The 15,475-nt window shown below is 58.8% G+C and carries 12 protein-coding genes; 5 read left to right on the forward strand and 7 right to left on the reverse strand.

Annotated features, from left to right (window positions below):
• Window positions 1–278: 278 nt before the first annotated feature.
• Entirely contained in the window at window positions 279–2,492 is a 2,214-nt protein-coding gene (gene malQ, locus CQR48_RS08325) for a 4-alpha-glucanotransferase (RefSeq protein ID WP_101452608.1), read from the forward strand.
• A 227-nt stretch (window positions 2,493–2,719) separates the two neighbouring features.
• Here malQ and CQR48_RS08330 read toward each other — a convergent pair whose 3' ends face one another.
• The 3 genes from CQR48_RS08330 to CQR48_RS08340 form a co-directional block, all read right to left on the reverse strand.
• Entirely contained in the window at window positions 2,720–3,433 is a 714-nt protein-coding gene (locus CQR48_RS08330; protein ID WP_101452609.1) for a YesL family protein, read from the reverse strand.
• A 546-nt stretch (window positions 3,434–3,979) separates the two neighbouring features.
• A complete protein-coding gene (locus CQR48_RS08335) occupies window positions 3,980–4,840 on the reverse strand; it encodes a carbohydrate ABC transporter permease (protein ID WP_205827757.1) in 861 nt (286 codons plus the stop codon).
• Complete coding sequence (locus CQR48_RS08340) at window positions 4,837–5,691, reverse strand: carbohydrate ABC transporter permease (RefSeq protein WP_015451212.1); 855 nt, start codon at window positions 5,689–5,691, stop codon at window positions 4,837–4,839. Before CQR48_RS08340 ends, CQR48_RS08335 begins: the two co-directional genes overlap by 4 nt.
• Before the next feature lie 327 nt (window positions 5,692–6,018).
• Between CQR48_RS08340 and CQR48_RS08345 the strand changes: the two genes are divergently transcribed.
• Window positions 6,019–7,041 (forward strand): LacI family DNA-binding transcriptional regulator, encoded by a 1,023-nt coding sequence (locus tag CQR48_RS08345; protein WP_101452610.1) that lies wholly within the window; start codon window positions 6,019–6,021, stop codon window positions 7,039–7,041.
• Between the two features lie 387 nt (window positions 7,042–7,428).
• Here the strand turns inward: CQR48_RS08345 and CQR48_RS08350 are convergent, their stop codons facing one another.
• Together CQR48_RS08350 and CQR48_RS08355 are read right to left on the reverse strand one after the other, a co-directional pair.
• Window positions 7,429–8,760, reverse strand: coding sequence for an ABC transporter substrate-binding protein (locus tag CQR48_RS08350; protein ID WP_101452611.1), 1,332 nt, complete (start codon window positions 8,758–8,760; stop codon window positions 7,429–7,431).
• A gap of 331 nt (window positions 8,761–9,091) precedes the next feature.
• Window positions 9,092–9,790 (reverse strand): histidine phosphatase family protein, encoded by a 699-nt coding sequence (locus CQR48_RS08355; protein WP_026650561.1) that lies wholly within the window; start codon window positions 9,788–9,790, stop codon window positions 9,092–9,094.
• Window positions 9,791–9,964: 174 nt separating this feature from the next.
• On the opposite strand from CQR48_RS08355, the gene CQR48_RS08360 reads away from it, so the two are divergent.
• Window positions 9,965–10,411: a DUF4235 domain-containing protein gene (locus tag CQR48_RS08360; protein WP_167540106.1), complete on the forward strand. Its 447-nt coding sequence runs from the start codon at window positions 9,965–9,967 to the stop codon at window positions 10,409–10,411.
• Window positions 10,412–10,667: 256 nt separating this feature from the next.
• On the forward strand, window positions 10,668–11,444 hold the full coding sequence (locus CQR48_RS08365; RefSeq protein ID WP_101452612.1) for a nitroreductase family protein: 777 nt from the start codon (window positions 10,668–10,670) through the stop codon (window positions 11,442–11,444).
• Between the two features lie 124 nt (window positions 11,445–11,568).
• Here the strand turns inward: CQR48_RS08365 and CQR48_RS09375 are convergent, their stop codons facing one another.
• Together CQR48_RS09375 and CQR48_RS08375 are read right to left on the reverse strand one after the other, a co-directional pair.
• Window positions 11,569–11,820, reverse strand: coding sequence for a hypothetical protein (locus CQR48_RS09375; RefSeq protein ID WP_101452613.1), 252 nt, complete (start codon window positions 11,818–11,820; stop codon window positions 11,569–11,571).
• 120 nt (window positions 11,821–11,940) lie between these two features.
• Entirely contained in the window at window positions 11,941–13,479 is a 1,539-nt protein-coding gene (locus CQR48_RS08375; protein WP_101452614.1) for an MFS transporter, read from the reverse strand.
• 432 nt (window positions 13,480–13,911) lie between these two features.
• Between CQR48_RS08375 and CQR48_RS08380 the strand changes: the two genes are divergently transcribed.
• On the forward strand, window positions 13,912–14,769 hold the full coding sequence (locus CQR48_RS08380) for an aldo/keto reductase (protein WP_101452615.1): 858 nt from the start codon (window positions 13,912–13,914) through the stop codon (window positions 14,767–14,769).
• Window positions 14,770–15,475 lie beyond the last annotated feature (706 nt).

Consider the following 15,475-nt stretch of genomic DNA (forward strand, 5'->3'; position numbering starts at 1 on the left):
GCCCCACGTCCGGCGTGTCATTTCCATCTGCGACACGCCGGGCGCGGGGCCTTTCTCATTAGGATTGCAAACGATAGTAAGATTCTAAGCCCAAATACGCCGAACCCCCGGATCGGACCCCTCTTTTCATCAAGAATCTCAACGCTCCCAAGATATTGCAAACGATTTCAATACGCGCTAGAATATCAATATCCAGATTCGGCGGCTGCCCCAATGACGGTCAAAGCCGCCGGTAGGAAACTGTCATCGCATACTCGAGAGGAGCGAAGGAGCGCATTATGTCCGATCAGACGGCATCGTCGCCATCCAGCCAAGACGTCCGGCGGGAAGAAAGCCCGGAACGTCTCGCGCGGCCATTAATCAGGCTTGCCAAAGCAAGCGGAATTTCCACCTCGTATATCGACCAGCTCGGCACATACGTTGAGATCAGGGATGAAGTGCTGGTGAGCGTGCTTGCCGCACTCGGTGTCGACGCTTCCAGCGATGACGCCATCGAAGCATCACTGGAAGCCTCACACCGCACCTCCTGCGATCAGCTGGTGCCGCCGACGGTTGTGGTGTTCTCAGGCACCGCGACCCGCGTGCCAGTCCATGCGGTCACGGCGGCCCCCGAACTGTCGCTCACCCTCGAAAACGGCGAAGCCTATGACGGCGATCTCAACGCCCTGCTCATCAAGGACACCGGCGCAGATCCCGCGATTCCCCACGCGTTCACGCTGACCATGCCGGACGATCTGCCGACCGGCTACCATACCCTCCATGTGACGGACGGCGAGCGGTCCGCCGATGCCACCGTTCTGTCCGCCCCGGCGCGGATTCCCGTTCCCGAGCCGGTCGCGCAACACCACCGTTGGGGCTGGATGACCCAGATGTACTCCGTGCGGTCCAAGGAATCCTGGGGTGTCGGCGACTATGGCGACCTCAAGGAACTGCTGCACGACGCCGGCAAGCAGAGCGCCGATTTCATGCTGATCAACCCGATTCACGCGGGCACCCCAATCCCGCCGATCGAGCCTTCCCCGTATCTGCCGGAATCACGCCGATTCCTCAATGTCACGTACATTCGTCCACAGCAAATCGAAGAATATTCCGAGCTTGACGCCGAAGCGCGCGCACAGGTCGATGCCCTGCACGACAGCGTCAAGGCGGCCAATGACAATCCGGACCCGTTGGATCTCAACGCTTCCTGGACCGCCAAGCGCAAGGCGCTGTGGGTGATTTACCAGCACGGCCGTTCTGCGGAACGCCAGACCGCGTTCGACGCCTTCGTCAAGGCCGCCGGCCCGGATCTTGACGCGTTCGCCGCATGGTGTGTGGCGTTCGAAGTGTGGGGAGCGCCTTGGGAAGAGGACAAGAATCCCTGGTTCTCGACACTGGACCGGAATTCGCCGGAAGTCGCCGAACTGGTTCGCGAGCATCAGGATCTGTTCGATTTCCAGCGTTGGCTGCAGTGGATCGCCGACGAACAGGTTGCTCAGGCACAGGCCGCCGCGAAGGATGCCGGCATGGCGCTCGGTCTCATGCAGGATATGGCGGTCGGCGTGCACGCGTACGGCGTGGACGTGTGGTGGAATCCAGAACGATTCGCGGTCGGCAGCGTCACCGTCGGCTGCCCGCCGGACTTCTACAACCAGCAAGGCCAGGATTGGGGCCAGCCGCCGTTCAATCCGCGATATCTGGAGCGCACCGGCTATCGTGTCTACCGCGAGATGGTGCATAATGTGTTCGCCCATGCGGGTGCGGTGCGCATCGACCATGTCCTCGGCCTGTTCCGCCTATGGTGGATTCCGAAGGGTGAAGGTGCCAAGGGCGGAGCGTATGTCACGTACAATTACCGCGCAATGCTCGCCGTATTGTCGATTGAGGCGAGCCGAGCGGGCGGCATGGTCATCGGAGAGGATCTCGGAACGGTTCCCGCCTACGTGTCCCAAGTGCTTGCCGAACATGGCGTGCTCGGCACAGTGGTGGAATGGTTCGCCCGTGTCAACAGCTCCCCGACCGCCGGCGACCCGTACGCCGATCCGTCCACGTACCGCAAGTACGCGCTGGCTTCCGTCACTACGCACGATTTGCCGCCGACTGCCGGGTATCTCGAGTTCGAGCATGTCAAGTTGCGCGAAGAGTTGCACCTGCTGAGCGAACCTGTGGAGGAGTTCCAAAAGGCAGCAAGCGCCGAACGCGATGCGATGCTCAAGCTGCTGGTCGATGGTGGCTGGCTGGATGCCGACGCCGCACAGGATGTTCCCGCCCATGAGCAGGAAATCGTCGAGGCGATGCACCGAATGCTGCTCAACGCCCCGTCTCTGCTGCTACAAGCAGCGTTGGTCGATGGCACCGGCGAACACCACACCCAGAATCAGCCGGGTACCAGCACGGAATACTGCAACTGGCGCGTGCCGCTGCATGATGCCGACGGCAACCTGGTCCATACGGATGAGGTGTTCAAGAATCCGCGCGTGCTGTCGCTGGCTGCCGTGATGCGCGGCGAGTGACGGCGTAATCCGCGGCCGGTTGCGGGTCGTGAATCATGCATCCGCGAATCGCGGGTCGCAGGTCGCGGATGCGCTCGAGAATCCGTTCCACCGCGGATTGATTACGCTCAGGGCCGCTTGTCTTCTTCCTCCTTGAAGACAGGCGGCCCTGTTTGCGTATGTCGCGTATGTTGCGGATGTCCGGGATGTATAAGGGTGTCCGGGATGCGCCGATGTCATGCCTGCGTTCAGGCGTGCTGTTCCGACTTGACGCCTACAGCATGATTATCAGTTCCCGCGGTGCTATCGGGCTGATTTGATCCGCCGTTAAGCCAGTTCGCATCATCATGGGTTGTTGCGGATTGGCGGGTATACGGCGCGAACACGCGTTCAAGAAGCGGGATGTGCAGCATCACGCACGTGCCATACCCCATGAGCAGCAAGAGGAACAGGCCCTGCGGCATGTACCGCCAGCATGCGGCGATCAGCGCCAGATAGACCGCATCGATGGCCACCATGCCCAGCGTCGCGACAATGTGGGATACACCGAATACGTACGCGTTACCGAGCGTGCGGCCGAAGCTGTTCTCGAATCGCGCCTGCAATGCCCATACCCATTCGAATCCGATAATCCAGACGATGGTGAACGCGAATTTCGGTATCAGCAGCGGGGTGATTTGCAGGAAAATCCAAGCGGCGACAAGGCCTGCCGCAACAGGGCCGAAAATCAGCCACATCAGCGTCGATTTCGCGAAATTCTGACGGAATGCGCGAAAATAGTTCGATGTGACGTGCCCCTCGCCGATGATGGCGCGGCGAGCGGCATCATGCCCGGATGTGAGCGCGGCGCCGATGGTGATGACCGGAATGCTGGTGACAAGCATCAGGATATTGATCCAGATGGCGTCGACGAGGTTGCTCAGCCCACGCATGAATGGGGAATCCGGGGACAGAAAATGCATGAAGACTCCTTGATGTCGCTGGTCCTCACTCATCCTAGCAACCGCCATCAGCAATCGTTGTCATATGATGCGCCCGTTGGCCCAAGGCTGACGCCATCGCACGAGCGATTCCCGCACGCATCGCCAGCCACACCCCCTTTCACAGACTGTCTACGCAAACGCACGTCCCAGCGTAACCAGTTTGGGAGAGACGCCCCGGCACTATGCGAGCGAATCCTCACACAACCACCCATCTACCGTCCCGACAGGCACGTCCGAGCCAGTCAACCGCCCACCGTGTGAGCGAATCCTCACACAACGCCGCTTTACCCCACCAAACCCCCAGCCCAGCACCATCATCCGGGTAGTTGTGTGAGTGAATCCTCACACAGTACCGCCAATCAACCCCTCTCCAGCAGTCCCCGCCAAGATACCGCCCCACTATGTGAGCGAATCCTCACACGACACCGCAAACGCCGCAAATCACCGCAAAACACCGCAAACACGCTGAAGGCGGGCCAGTCGAAACCGGTCCGCCTTCATTGTTAGGAGTTCAGAGGAAGAATTTCAGCCCTTGACTGCGCCAGCAATCACACCCTTCACGATGTACTTCTGGCAGATCAAGTAGAAGATGATGATCGGCAGGATGGCAAGCACCAGGCAGCCCATCATCGCGCCCATATCGACTGAACCATAGCCGCCCTTGAGGTACTGCACGGCAATCGACATGGTCTTGTACTTGTTGAGGTCGAGGGTCAGGTACGGAAGCAGGTAGTCGTTCCAGATCCACATGGTCTCAAGGATGGCCACGGAGATGATGGACGGCCGCATGATCGGCACCACGATGTTGAAGAAGATGCGCGGCACGGATGCACCGTCGAGCATTGCAGACTCCTCAAGCTCCTGCGGGATGCCCTTGACCACGCCGGTGAAGATGAACACCGCCAGGCCTGCGCCGAAGCCCAGGTAGACGACCCACAGACCCCACGGGGTGTTGAGGCTCAGCATATCGGCGAGCTTCGAGAGGGTGAACATCACCATCTGGAACGGCACGATCATGTTGAACAGGAACAGCGTGTACAGCAGACGCGCAGCCCAGTTGTCCACACGGACAATCCACCATGCGCACATGGAGCAGCACAGCAGAATCAGTGCGACGGCGCCGACCGTGATGAACACGGTCCAGCCGAAGCTGCCGATGAGGTTCGTGCGCTCGATGCCGGTGGTGTAGTTCTCCCATCCCGCGAAGGACTCCTTGTTGGGCAGGGAGAACGCGTTCTTGGAGATGTACACCTTCTTCTTGAAGGAGTTGATGAACACCAGGACGATCGGGTAGATCCACACCAAGCTGAGGATGGTGAAGAAAATCGTCCAAGCCCATGGATGATGGACGCGCTCCGAGGCGTCGATTTCCTTTTCGTCGTTCATGCCTCAACCTCCTTGCTGGAAGTCAGACGGTTCTGGATCAGGGCCACAACCGCCACGATGATGAAGAACACCACAGCCTTCGCCTGGCCAACGCCTTCGAAGCCGATGCGGCCGTAGAAGGTGCGGTAGATGTTGAGCGCCACGAGTTCAGAGGTGTTGGACGGGGCGCCGTTGGTGAGCGCGAGGTTCTGATCGTACATCTTGAAGCCGTTGGTGATGGTCAGGAAGGTGCACACGGTGATGCTCGGCATCATGAGCGGGATGATGACGTTGAACAGACGCTGGCGTCCGTTGGCACCGTCAACCTCGGCTGCCTCGATGACATCGGTAGGCAGAGACTGCAAACCGGCGACGTAGATGATCATCATGTAGCCGATTTGCTGCCAGCACAGGAGCATGACCATGCCCCAGAAGCCGTATGTCGACGAGTATGTGATGGACCTTGCCCAGTGAGCGAGCACGCCGTTGAGCAGCAGCAACCACACATAGCCCAGGATGATGCCGCCGATCAGATTCGGCATGAAGAACACGGACCTGAAGACGTTGGTGCCCTTGAAGGCCTTGGTGAGCATGTACGCGATGGCGAACGCCACAACGTTGATGATGATGGTGGTCACGATGGTGAATGCCGTCGTGTACCCCATTGCATGCCAGAATTCCTTGTCCTGAAGCGCCACGCGGTAATTACGCAGACCCACGACATGGGCATCGGTGACCGTCGTGAATTTGCAGAAGCTCAAGTAGACGCCCAAGATGAACGGCACAAGGAAGCCGATGATGAACGCCGCGAAAGTTGGCAACGCGAACAGCGCCCACCAGCGGCGAATGGACTTGCCGGCCATGGTGATCATCTTGCTCTCTCCTCTCTATCTCTCTCGCCGTCACCTCGTAGTGACAACGCTTGCAAAACTAACCTATCCAGCTCGTGGGCGAGCTACTTCGACCCACTCCGCGAGCCAACAATCCTTATGGTACGCGCGTTCCGAGAAAAAAACAAACGTTTTCATTTCGGCGTGGCGCTTTACACTTAACCGCTTAAGTGTCTGTAATATAAGACATTCACCAATATTATATTCCAACACTGCTATACTGAGATTATTGATTTTTTCGGGAAATGATTGCAACCGAATGCAAAATGCGCGCCGAGGCGGAACCATTTCCGCCGCGAACCGCAAGATATGAAGGAGCCCACTACGACCGCTACAATCCAAGACGTCGCCAACCGTGCGAAGGTGTCCATCTCCACGGTTTCGCGCTCATTCACCCGCCCCGACCTCGTATCCCCGAAGACGCGTGCGAAGGTGCTGTCCATCGCCGACGAACTGAACTTCTCCATATCCCGTTCAGCAGCGGCACTGAAAACCGGCCAATCGTTGCGCATCGCACTGCTGGTCAGCAACCACATCAGCAACTGGTTCGCCGCATCCGTCATCGAAGGACTCAACGCCGAGTTCTCCGCAGCCGGCTACGATCTGTCCATCATCCAAATCGAAAGCCGCGAGCAGCGCAAGGAATTCTTCGACACTCTGCCCGTGCGCCGGAACGCAGACGCCGTAGTCATCGCATCCTTCGACATCGACAAAGACGAAATCGACCGACTGAGCAGCATCGACGTGCCAATTATCGGCGTGAATTCCGTGTTGCAAGACGGCTTTTCAGCAACCGTCAACATCGATGACCATCAGGGGTCGATTCTGGCCGCGCGGCATTTGATCCAGCTTGGGCATCGCAGGATTCTGTATATCCGCACGAACCCGGCGCAATCCCTGCATTTCAGCGTGCAGCAGCGTATCGAATCCTTCCTCGGTTACTGCCGGGAACAAGACATCGAGCCATCGGTCATCACCGCCGAAGAAGGCACCTACCGCATCGACAATCTCATCACCCAGATTCTGAGTCTGCCGCAGATGCCCACGGCCATCGCGTGCCAGGAGGACGGCATTGCGATTCCGCTGATTTTCCAGCTGGAACGCAACGGATTCTCCGTCCCGTCGGATATCTCGGTGATCGGCTACGACGACAGCACCTACGCGCACGATGTCGGACTGACGACTATCCGCCAGCTTCCCATCGATATGGCGCGGGCCGCCGCACGCAAGACGCTCAAGCTCATCGAGGGCGAAACTGTGGACAATCCCAACGAGCTGTTCCCCGCGCACCTCGTGGTCCGTTCCTCAACCTCCCGAGTGGAAGAACACTGAGCAGACTACACGCAAAATCCAAGCTTCAAGCTCCCATCAAGTTTCAAGTACGGCAACCGGTTATGTTGAAGGTACCTCGACATAACCGGTTTTCTGTTACCTCCGATTCCCCGCGGACCGGACGAGCGCTTTCACGCCACCACTACAGCACGCCTAGGCGATCCGACATTTCACAAACCAGCGCGACACTCAGGCTCGACCTGCGTAAACAGTTTGTGAGACGACACGAACACCAACCGCAACGGTCCGCAACCCACACCACACTCCACATACAGAATGACCCCCACCGCAATCACGGTGGGGGTCATTCCAACCATCAAACAAAGAAGAAAGGAGAAAAACAGGGAGGGCCGGCCGGGAACCAACCGGCCCTCAGATTATCGGGAATCAGCCTTGGTTAGCCGCGGCGTACTCCTTAGCCCAGCCATCCACAAACGCGGTCTTCACAGCGTCCCAGTTGCCGGTGCCCTGAGCGTACTCGAGGAGCGCGTTGCCGAGATCGTTCTTCCACTGCTCGGAAGGCATGAAGGCGAAGTCCCAAGCGACCTGGGTCTTGCCGGACTTCTGATCTTCAACAGCGGCCTGGGTCAGCGGGTTGGTGATCTTCACGCTGTCGAAGGACTTGAACGGAGTGGTCAGGCCCATCTTGTCGCTGATGGAGTTGATGCCGGTCTTCGAGGTGATGACCCACTTGAGGAAGGCAGCGGTGGCCTTCTGGTCAGCCTCGGAAGCCTTGGAGTTGATGCACCAGTAGTTCTCGGAACCGGTGACCAAGCCCTCGTTCTTGTCGTCGACACCGAAGTAGATCGGCAGCATGCTGACATCGTCGGCCTTCATGCCGGCCTTCTGCAGGTCGGACCAAGCCCAGGTGCCGTTCTGGTAGAAGGCGGCCTCGCCGAGCGCGAACTCGGAGTTCGCGTCATCACCGGTCTTGGAGCTCAGCTGCGTCGGATCGGTAGTGGAGTCCTTGAGGTACATGTCGAACACGTTCTTGTACTCCGGCAGGTAGGTCCCCTTGACCTTGGACGGCTCCTTGGTCACCTTGTCCTTCTCGAACTCGTAGTAGAGCGGGAGGTTGGCCAGATGGGTCTTGAAGCGCCAGTCGGAGCTGGAATCGAAGCCCGCGGAGGTGAAGGCGCCCTTGATGCCGAGCTCGCTCTTGCGGGCCTGCATGTCATCGGCGACCGCCTTGAGCGTATCGAAGGAGTTGATGTCGTCGATGGACTTGGCCTTCGCACCGTCAAGAGCGAAGTACTTGTTCAGGATGCTCTTGTTGTAGATGAGGCCATAGGTCTCCATGGCGTACGGCACGCCGACGACCTTGTTGCCGTCCTTGAGGGCGACCTTCTTGTTGATGAGCTGCTTGTACGGCTCGGTGTTGGACATGTCGGCGGTGTAATCCTTCCAGTTGGCATAGCCGACAGGGCCGTTGACCTGGAACAGGGTCGGGGCGTTGCTCTTCGCCATTTCGCTCTTGAGCTGCTGCTCATAGGTGCCAGACGCTGCAGTGGACACGGTGACCTCAACACCGGTTTCCTTGGTGTATTCCTTGGCGAGGGCCTTCCACTGGTCCGCCGCTTCCGGCTTGAAGTTCAGGTAGTAGACCTTGCCCTTGCCGTTGTCGCTGCTGCTGGAGCTGCCGCAGCCTGCGAATGCGCCGACAGACATAGCTGCCACTGCTGCGATGGCGATCGCTGACTTGACTGTACGATTCATCATCGAACCTTTCTCTTCCGCTGTCGTTCCGATATTGCTCGGAAGTCGGCACTTACGTCGTGCCGTTCTGTTTTCGACGTTTCCTATTATGCACGTTCCCCCGGATTTTTGCAAACGATGGCAAGAAAAGTTGTCGGCGTGTCGTGTCTTTCAGCGGACAAAGCGAGCACAAATGGCTTGTTTCAAGGGATTTGCAGAGTTGCACAACATGCAACCGTTTGCTGACACGGCGTTTCTTCTTTGTCCCCTGTCTGAACTGCAATCAACGACGGGCATCAGGCATCATGATGCAGGTTCAACCACCGGGCTGAGCGTTCCTGCGACCCCAGCAAAGCTAGCAGTTCCAGTGCACGATCACATGGTCGCCATGGTACCGCCCCAACACGCAGTAATGCGCCGTGTCAAGCCGCAGCAACCTGCCGCCGTGCGGATCCACACCCAGCCATTGCGTGGTCAAAATGCGCAGGATATGCGCGTGGGCGACGAGCAATACATCATGCCCGTCATCCAACGCAGCCGACACCTGACGTATGACGCCGCGCGTACGTTCCGCCGCCTCCGCGAGGGTCTCACCCTCACCATTGTGCACGGGCACCTGCTCGCCCCCAGGCAATGTGGCGGTCCAGTCGCCGGCGAGTTCCATGCTGACCCGGCTCGGGCCATCCCGCCACACATCCCATGCGAAACCACTCGCCTCACTGACTTGTTGCCGGGTATGGCCCTCCGCCCTGCCGTAATCCCACTCGGCAAGCCCGTCAAGCACTGTGGCCTGCGGATACCCGGCGAGCGCCGCGGTCTGCCGTGCCCTGCGCAACGGGCTGACGAATACGTGGTCCGGTGCGAATCCTTGCGGGAACGCCTGCAACAGCCGCGCACCGGCCTGTCGTGCCTGATCCTGCCCTGTTGGTGTCAGGGGGATATCGGTGCGTCCGGTGTGCTGCCCCGACACGCTCCACACAGTCTGCCCGTGGCGGAGCAGAACGAGATGACCTTGTTTCGTGGCGTCGTCGCCAGGGAGATGAATTGCAGTCATAGAGGCATTGTACCGCTCAAATGGCCGGATGTCAGGGAAATACCGGAAAACATAAATCGGCATGGCTTTCGGCATGGGACGCGATGCGCAGACCCATGTCCGAGGCCTTTTGCGATGGCTATATTCCCCGCGTCATTGCCACATTGGACGATGGGGATGGCATATCATGAACGTATGAGCACAGGCAACAAATCAACCGGACGAGACACGGCCAAGGCAGTTCCGACGTCAGACGGCGCAGGCCACTCGGACCATGCCGTCAATGCGGCCAATGCCACCGGTGCAGGCGGCGTCAATGTGGATGCCATCATCGCGCGTCTGCAAACGGTGGACAATGCGATCGCCGCGTTGAAAGACCGCCGTGAGCGCGACCCCGAAACGCTCGGCGACAAAATCCTGCTGTTCGCACTACCTACCGTTGCCGGTATCGTGGTCGGGCGCATCATGCAATCAGTATGGACGGGCATCGAGCGCCGAAGCATCGCCGGTGGGAACACGAAAGCCACGACAAGCCTGTTTGCGAGCTTGTCACGTACCGCGATATCCGCAGCGGTCGCGGCGATAACCAACCAATTGTCCAGCATGGCGGCGCAGTCCATTGTCGCTCGCCATCATCGCTGACGTACAGAAGGTTGGGGCACGGCGCGTTCGCCAGCACCGCGCAATCAACGTGCGGGTCAGCGTGTGTTCAGCACCGCTATACGTACGCCAGCACGTGATCAACGCCACGGCGTAAATCGACTGCGTTGCAATCATCAGACAGCGCACGCGGCCATACCAGCGCCACGACACCTCATTTCCGCAGTCCCTCGCAGATATCTTCACGGAGAGCAAAAGTCACCGGGCAGCCGTGACCTGAGCCTGAGACAATAGCTGTATGAGTACGACTATTTCTTCAAAGCCAGCCGTCGACGCCCTACTCGAGCGTCGCTCAATCCGTAAATTCAAGTCGGAGGCGATTGACTCCGACACCGTGGACGCGTTGGAATCCGCAGCCCAGCATGCCGCGTCAAGCCAGTTCCTCAACGATTGGTCGGTTATCCGCGTAACCGACCCCGAGCTGAAGAGCAAGCTTGCGCGTATCGGGCATCAGGAGTACATCGCCACCGCCCCGCTGCTGTACGTGTTCATCCTTGACGAGCACCGCAACGCGATGATTGCACAGGCCAAAGGCGTGGACGTCTCCCCCGAGCGCTTTGCCCTGCGGTACGGTTATCGGTTCTCGCAGGCCCAGAACGACGCCGTCCTCGCCTTGCATGCCATGGAAACCGCCGCAAACTCGATGGGGCTGGGGTGTGTGATCCTAGGTTCGATCCTCAACGACATCCCCGAGCTGATCGCCGCGCTGAAGCTGCCGGAATACACGTTCCCGGTGCTTGGACTGGCCATCGGCAAGCCTGATCAGAAACCTGCGCCTAAACCCCGCATGCCCCGTTCCATGCAGTTCTTCGACAACGCGTACCCCACGGACGGCACACCGATCAAGGGCCTCAAGGCATTCGACGAGGAAGTCCACCAGTACTACGACTTGCGCAATACTTCGCGGCCCGTGGATGCGTTCAGCGACCAAATCGCCAGCATCGCCGAGGACGAATCGGCGCTTGATCGCGGGCTGTGCGACGCGCAAGCACAAGGATTCGACCTCTCGCGCTGAACCCTCACACTGGGCCGTCCTGCTGAGTCGTCCTGCCCGTTCATTGTATACAACGATTGAAGGCCGTAGACACCGGTTCCCTGATGTCTACGGTCTTCATAGTATGCACGGTCAGCACGGCGAATCATCGTCTGCGAGGTTTATACCCGCGTTTGCGCGAGTGGGGCTTGTGCGGCCCGTCCATACGGGGAACCGCGTCACGCAACGATGGGTCATGATGCGTCAAATGCCAACTGCCGCAATACTCACACCGATACACCCACAGCTCGGCGCCACGTTCGCGCCAGCTCTGATCGGCCGCGCGCAACGCCTGCGCTTTATCGTGGTACATGATCTTGTTCGATTCAGTGCACCGTTTTGGAGTGAAGTAATGCATAATACAGCCGAGTGTACGTCGTTTCGCTGAAGAAACACAAGGACACAACGCACGGGAACGTACAGGGATGCAGACAATGCCGGGCGGCCGGGGACAACAATCCACCGGCCGCCCGGGGCGTCAGCTGAGAGCGCCCTCGCGTTTCATATACCTGAACGCATGAACCATGCACAGGCACGCGCAGATCACGACAATCGTGAGGAAGATGTAGCCGTGGTGGGCTCCGGCAACAGTCGCCGCCCGGTATATGGCGGTTCCCGGCTCACCATGCCCCGCCTGGGCGGAAGCGAGGAAGACAGACAGAATCGTCGTACTCACCGCGCCCGCAAGCTGCTGGAAGGTGCTGAACAGGGCGTTGCCGTCGGCTTTCAACTGGGCGTCCACCTGGTTGAGGCCGCTGGTCATGGTATTGGCAAATGCCATGGAGAAGCCGACCATGAACACGAAGTAGAAGATACCCAACTCCACTGCCGTGGATGACCCGTTGACGAACACGGAGAACAGCAGCACACCGATCAACGTGACGGCAAGGGCAGCGGAAATCGGTTTGACCGGCCCCTGGCGGTCAAGCAACGAACCGGACACCGGGGCAAGCATAGCGCCGAACAACGCACCCGGAAGCACAAGAACACCCGAAACCAAGGCAGAAATGCCATACCCGAGCTGCGCAGAGTTCGGAATGACAAAGCTGAAACCGATCATGGAAATCTGCAGCAGCACATAAGCAAGCAGATGCCAGCGGAACGGTACGCTGCACAACACACCGAGCCTGACCAGCGGAGAGAACGAACGGCGTGACAGTTGGGCGAATACCACGAGCGCCACCACACTGACAATCAGCAACACCACGGCCAACACCGCGGTCTTCCCGCCGCCCGAAGCTCCTTGGCTGAATGCGGTGATCGCGGAGCCGCCCTCGTCAATCGCGAATACGAACGCCACGAAGCCCACCGCCATGAGCAACACGTGCAACGGATTGAGATGCGCGTCAACCGTAGGCGACCCCCGCTGGATATTGGCGAGGCCCAATCCAAGGGCGATAAGCAGGAACGGCAGAAGAATCACGAAAATCCACCGCCAAGGCATGTATGTGCCGACCAGTCCGCCGACCGTCGGACCGAGCGCCGGCGCCGTCGCCACAACCAAGCTGCCGACACCCATCAGCTGACCGATACGCGATTTTGGCGCCTGATCAAGAATGATATTGAACATCAACGGCAGGGCGATACCCGTGCCACCGCCTTGGAGAATGCGGGCGAGCATCAGCATCGGGAAATTCAGCGTACATGCGCCGACAATGCACCCGACAATGCATAGCACGATGGCAATCAGGAAGATCCGCTTCACAGGAAGCTTGCGCTTGAGATATGACGACAACGGCACCACAAGCGAAACCACCAGCAAATACCCGGTGGTCAGCCATTGGACCGTGGACGTGCTGATATGGAACTCCCCCATCAGAATCGGGAACAGCACATTCATCAAGGTTTCAGTAAGAATGCCAATGAACGCCATGATTCCTGTCGCCAAAATCGAAAGAATCAAGGTCCGCGGAATCGGTTCTGGTTGTGTGATATGGGTATTCTCTGCAGACATGATCGGGGCGGCATCGTGGGATTGCTGCTCTGCGGTATCACGGTTTTGCTGTTGTTCAGTCATACATAGTAAGGCTGTCCCCAGCTTTCCTTTCTTGGTCTGGACGGCACAACCGCCAGGCGAGTTTGAACAGATCGTGCGTTTGCGCGACAAGAACATGACGGACAAGCCGTCTGCACTTTCCGTTGACATGCACGCTGCGTTACCGTCATATGGACGGCCTTGGGAAGGATCCTCATCTACCAGTATAGCGAGGGAGCCGGGATACTCTTGGGTGGTGCCTGCTCACTTTCAGACGAGATTGCCATTCGCCGCCAGCAGAAACGCGTCAACCTCACCGTTCCCACAGCTAGGCGTGCTTGACTGGAATCGGCAGATACGCGAGGCGATGCCGTATGTGCCATCGTGCCACGTATCAGCATCCGTGGGTCTTGCCGGCAAGACCCACGCGGATGGATAGTAAGCAGACATCAGTCACCATCATCAGGAGGCATCATGCGAGTCACGTCATGCACCGACACATTTACCCTATCGAACGGGACGGCAATCCCATGCATCGGTTACGGGACGTTCGAAACACCGGCCAACGAGGCACGTACAGCAGTGCGCGAAGCCTTGGAAACCGGGTATCGACACATCGACACCGCGGCGGTGTACGGCAATCAGGAGGCAGTTGGCGCGGGAATCCGTGATAGTGGAATACCTCGCGACCAGCTGTTTGTGACCAGCAAACTGTGGAACACCGAGCGTGGCTACGAGAACACCCTGAAAGCGTGCGAACAAACGCTCAACGAACTTGGGGTTGATTACCTGGATTTGTATCTCATCCATTGGCCCGCGAATCGCAAGCAGTTCGGGGACCGTGCGCAGGAGCTCAATGCGGAGGCTTGGAGGGCTTTCGAAGAGTTGTATAAGAGTGGACGCGTGAAGGCAATCGGATTGTCGAATTTCCTGCCCCATCATATTGAATCGTTGATCCCGTCGGCTGCCATCACGCCGATGGTCGACCAGCTGGAAGTGCATCCGGGTTGGCCTCAAACAACAGCTGTGAAGTACTGCCAGGATCACGGTATTCAAGTTGAGGCGTGGGGACCATTCGGTCACAAGGATGTGCTTACGAACCAGACGCTTGTGTCAATCGGTGGAAAGTATGGGAAAAGCAGCGCCCAAGTTTGCGTACGCTGGGCATTGCAGCATGATGTGTTACCGCTTCCGAAGTCAGTGCATATGAGTCGGATGCGGTCAAATATAGATGTGTTCGATTTCGAATTGACGGATGAAGACATGCAGGTGATTGATGAACTGCGCGGCATCGGCGGCGCATGCAGTGATCCTGATGCTGTGGACTTCTGATTGACTGGGCGATACGGCCACGGTCGGCGGGTCGTTTCCACACACTGGAGACAGTCCTGTCTTCTCCCAAACTGGTTACGCTGATGGATGGTCAGGTGTGGCTGGTTTGTTTGGTGTGTGCCTGTGGCATATAGGAACCGGGGTTATTGCTGATGATCCCCGCGGGTGTTGTGGCCGTGGGCGTGTCGTGGCATCGGGCGTGTTTCCCGTGTCCTTGCCGGCCGCGGGGGTGCAACCGGGCTTGCCGTGCGGGCCGGGGAGTTTTTTCAAATGCGTATGCCGGGGCATGCGCCGTATGCCGGAAGCGGGCGCCCGGCTGGCCCGGTATGCCGGTAACGCGTCGTTGTGTATGCGCGGGCATGCGCGGGCCGGCGGATGCCAGGCGATTGTATCGTTGCCCGGTGCCTTCCGCCTGGGTTGTGTATGCCGCCGCATACGCGAAGGAATGGATCGCCTAAGGCGATAATCTTTGGTTCCCGTATGCCGTGCCTGTCGTGTGTGTGGTGCCTCACTTGCCGGTTCATGGTCGGGGTGTGTGATGGGGTTGTCCCGGCTTGGCCCGTTTGTTCCATGTGCGGGTGTGGGTGGTCGCCTGCGTGTGTGTCCGGGGTATGTGAAAAGGGAGGGGGCACGTGTGGTGTCCCCTCCCTTTCAAGGTTTGGGTGCGGCGGCGTGCTACTCTCCCACACCCTTCCGGGTGCAGTAC

Origin of the sequence: Bifidobacterium thermophilum (assembly GCF_002846655.1) — a bacterium.
In the GTDB taxonomy this organism is placed as follows: Bacteria; Actinomycetota; Actinomycetes; order Actinomycetales; family Bifidobacteriaceae; genus Bifidobacterium; species Bifidobacterium thermophilum.

Bases quoted from the DNA above. Each gene is read 5' to 3' on its own strand.
- CQR48_RS08365 (WP_101452612.1), top strand. From the start codon at position 10,668: ATGAGTACGACTATTTCTTCAAAGCCAGCCGTCGACGCCCTACTCGAG.
- CQR48_RS08360 (WP_167540106.1), top strand. From the start codon at position 9,965: ATGAGCACAGGCAACAAATCAACCGGACGAGACACGGCCAAGGCAGTT.
- CQR48_RS08330 (WP_101452609.1), bottom strand. From the start codon at position 3,433: ATGCATTTTCTGTCCCCGGATTCCCCATTCATGCGTGGGCTGAGCAAC.
- CQR48_RS08355 (WP_026650561.1), bottom strand. From the start codon at position 9,790: ATGACTGCAATTCATCTCCCTGGCGACGACGCCACGAAACAAGGTCAT.
- CQR48_RS09375 (WP_101452613.1), bottom strand. From the start codon at position 11,820: ATGCATTACTTCACTCCAAAACGGTGCACTGAATCGAACAAGATCATG.
- CQR48_RS08345 (WP_101452610.1), top strand. From the start codon at position 6,019: ATGAAGGAGCCCACTACGACCGCTACAATCCAAGACGTCGCCAACCGT.
- malQ (WP_101452608.1), top strand. From the start codon at position 279: ATGTCCGATCAGACGGCATCGTCGCCATCCAGCCAAGACGTCCGGCGG.
- CQR48_RS08350 (WP_101452611.1), bottom strand. From the start codon at position 8,760: ATGATGAATCGTACAGTCAAGTCAGCGATCGCCATCGCAGCAGTGGCA.
- CQR48_RS08380 (WP_101452615.1), top strand. From the start codon at position 13,912: ATGCGAGTCACGTCATGCACCGACACATTTACCCTATCGAACGGGACG.
- CQR48_RS08375 (WP_101452614.1), bottom strand. From the start codon at position 13,479: ATGACTGAACAACAGCAAAACCGTGATACCGCAGAGCAGCAATCCCAC.
- CQR48_RS08335 (WP_205827757.1), bottom strand. From the start codon at position 4,840: ATGAACGACGAAAAGGAAATCGACGCCTCGGAGCGCGTCCATCATCCA.
- CQR48_RS08340 (WP_015451212.1), bottom strand. From the start codon at position 5,691: ATGATCACCATGGCCGGCAAGTCCATTCGCCGCTGGTGGGCGCTGTTC.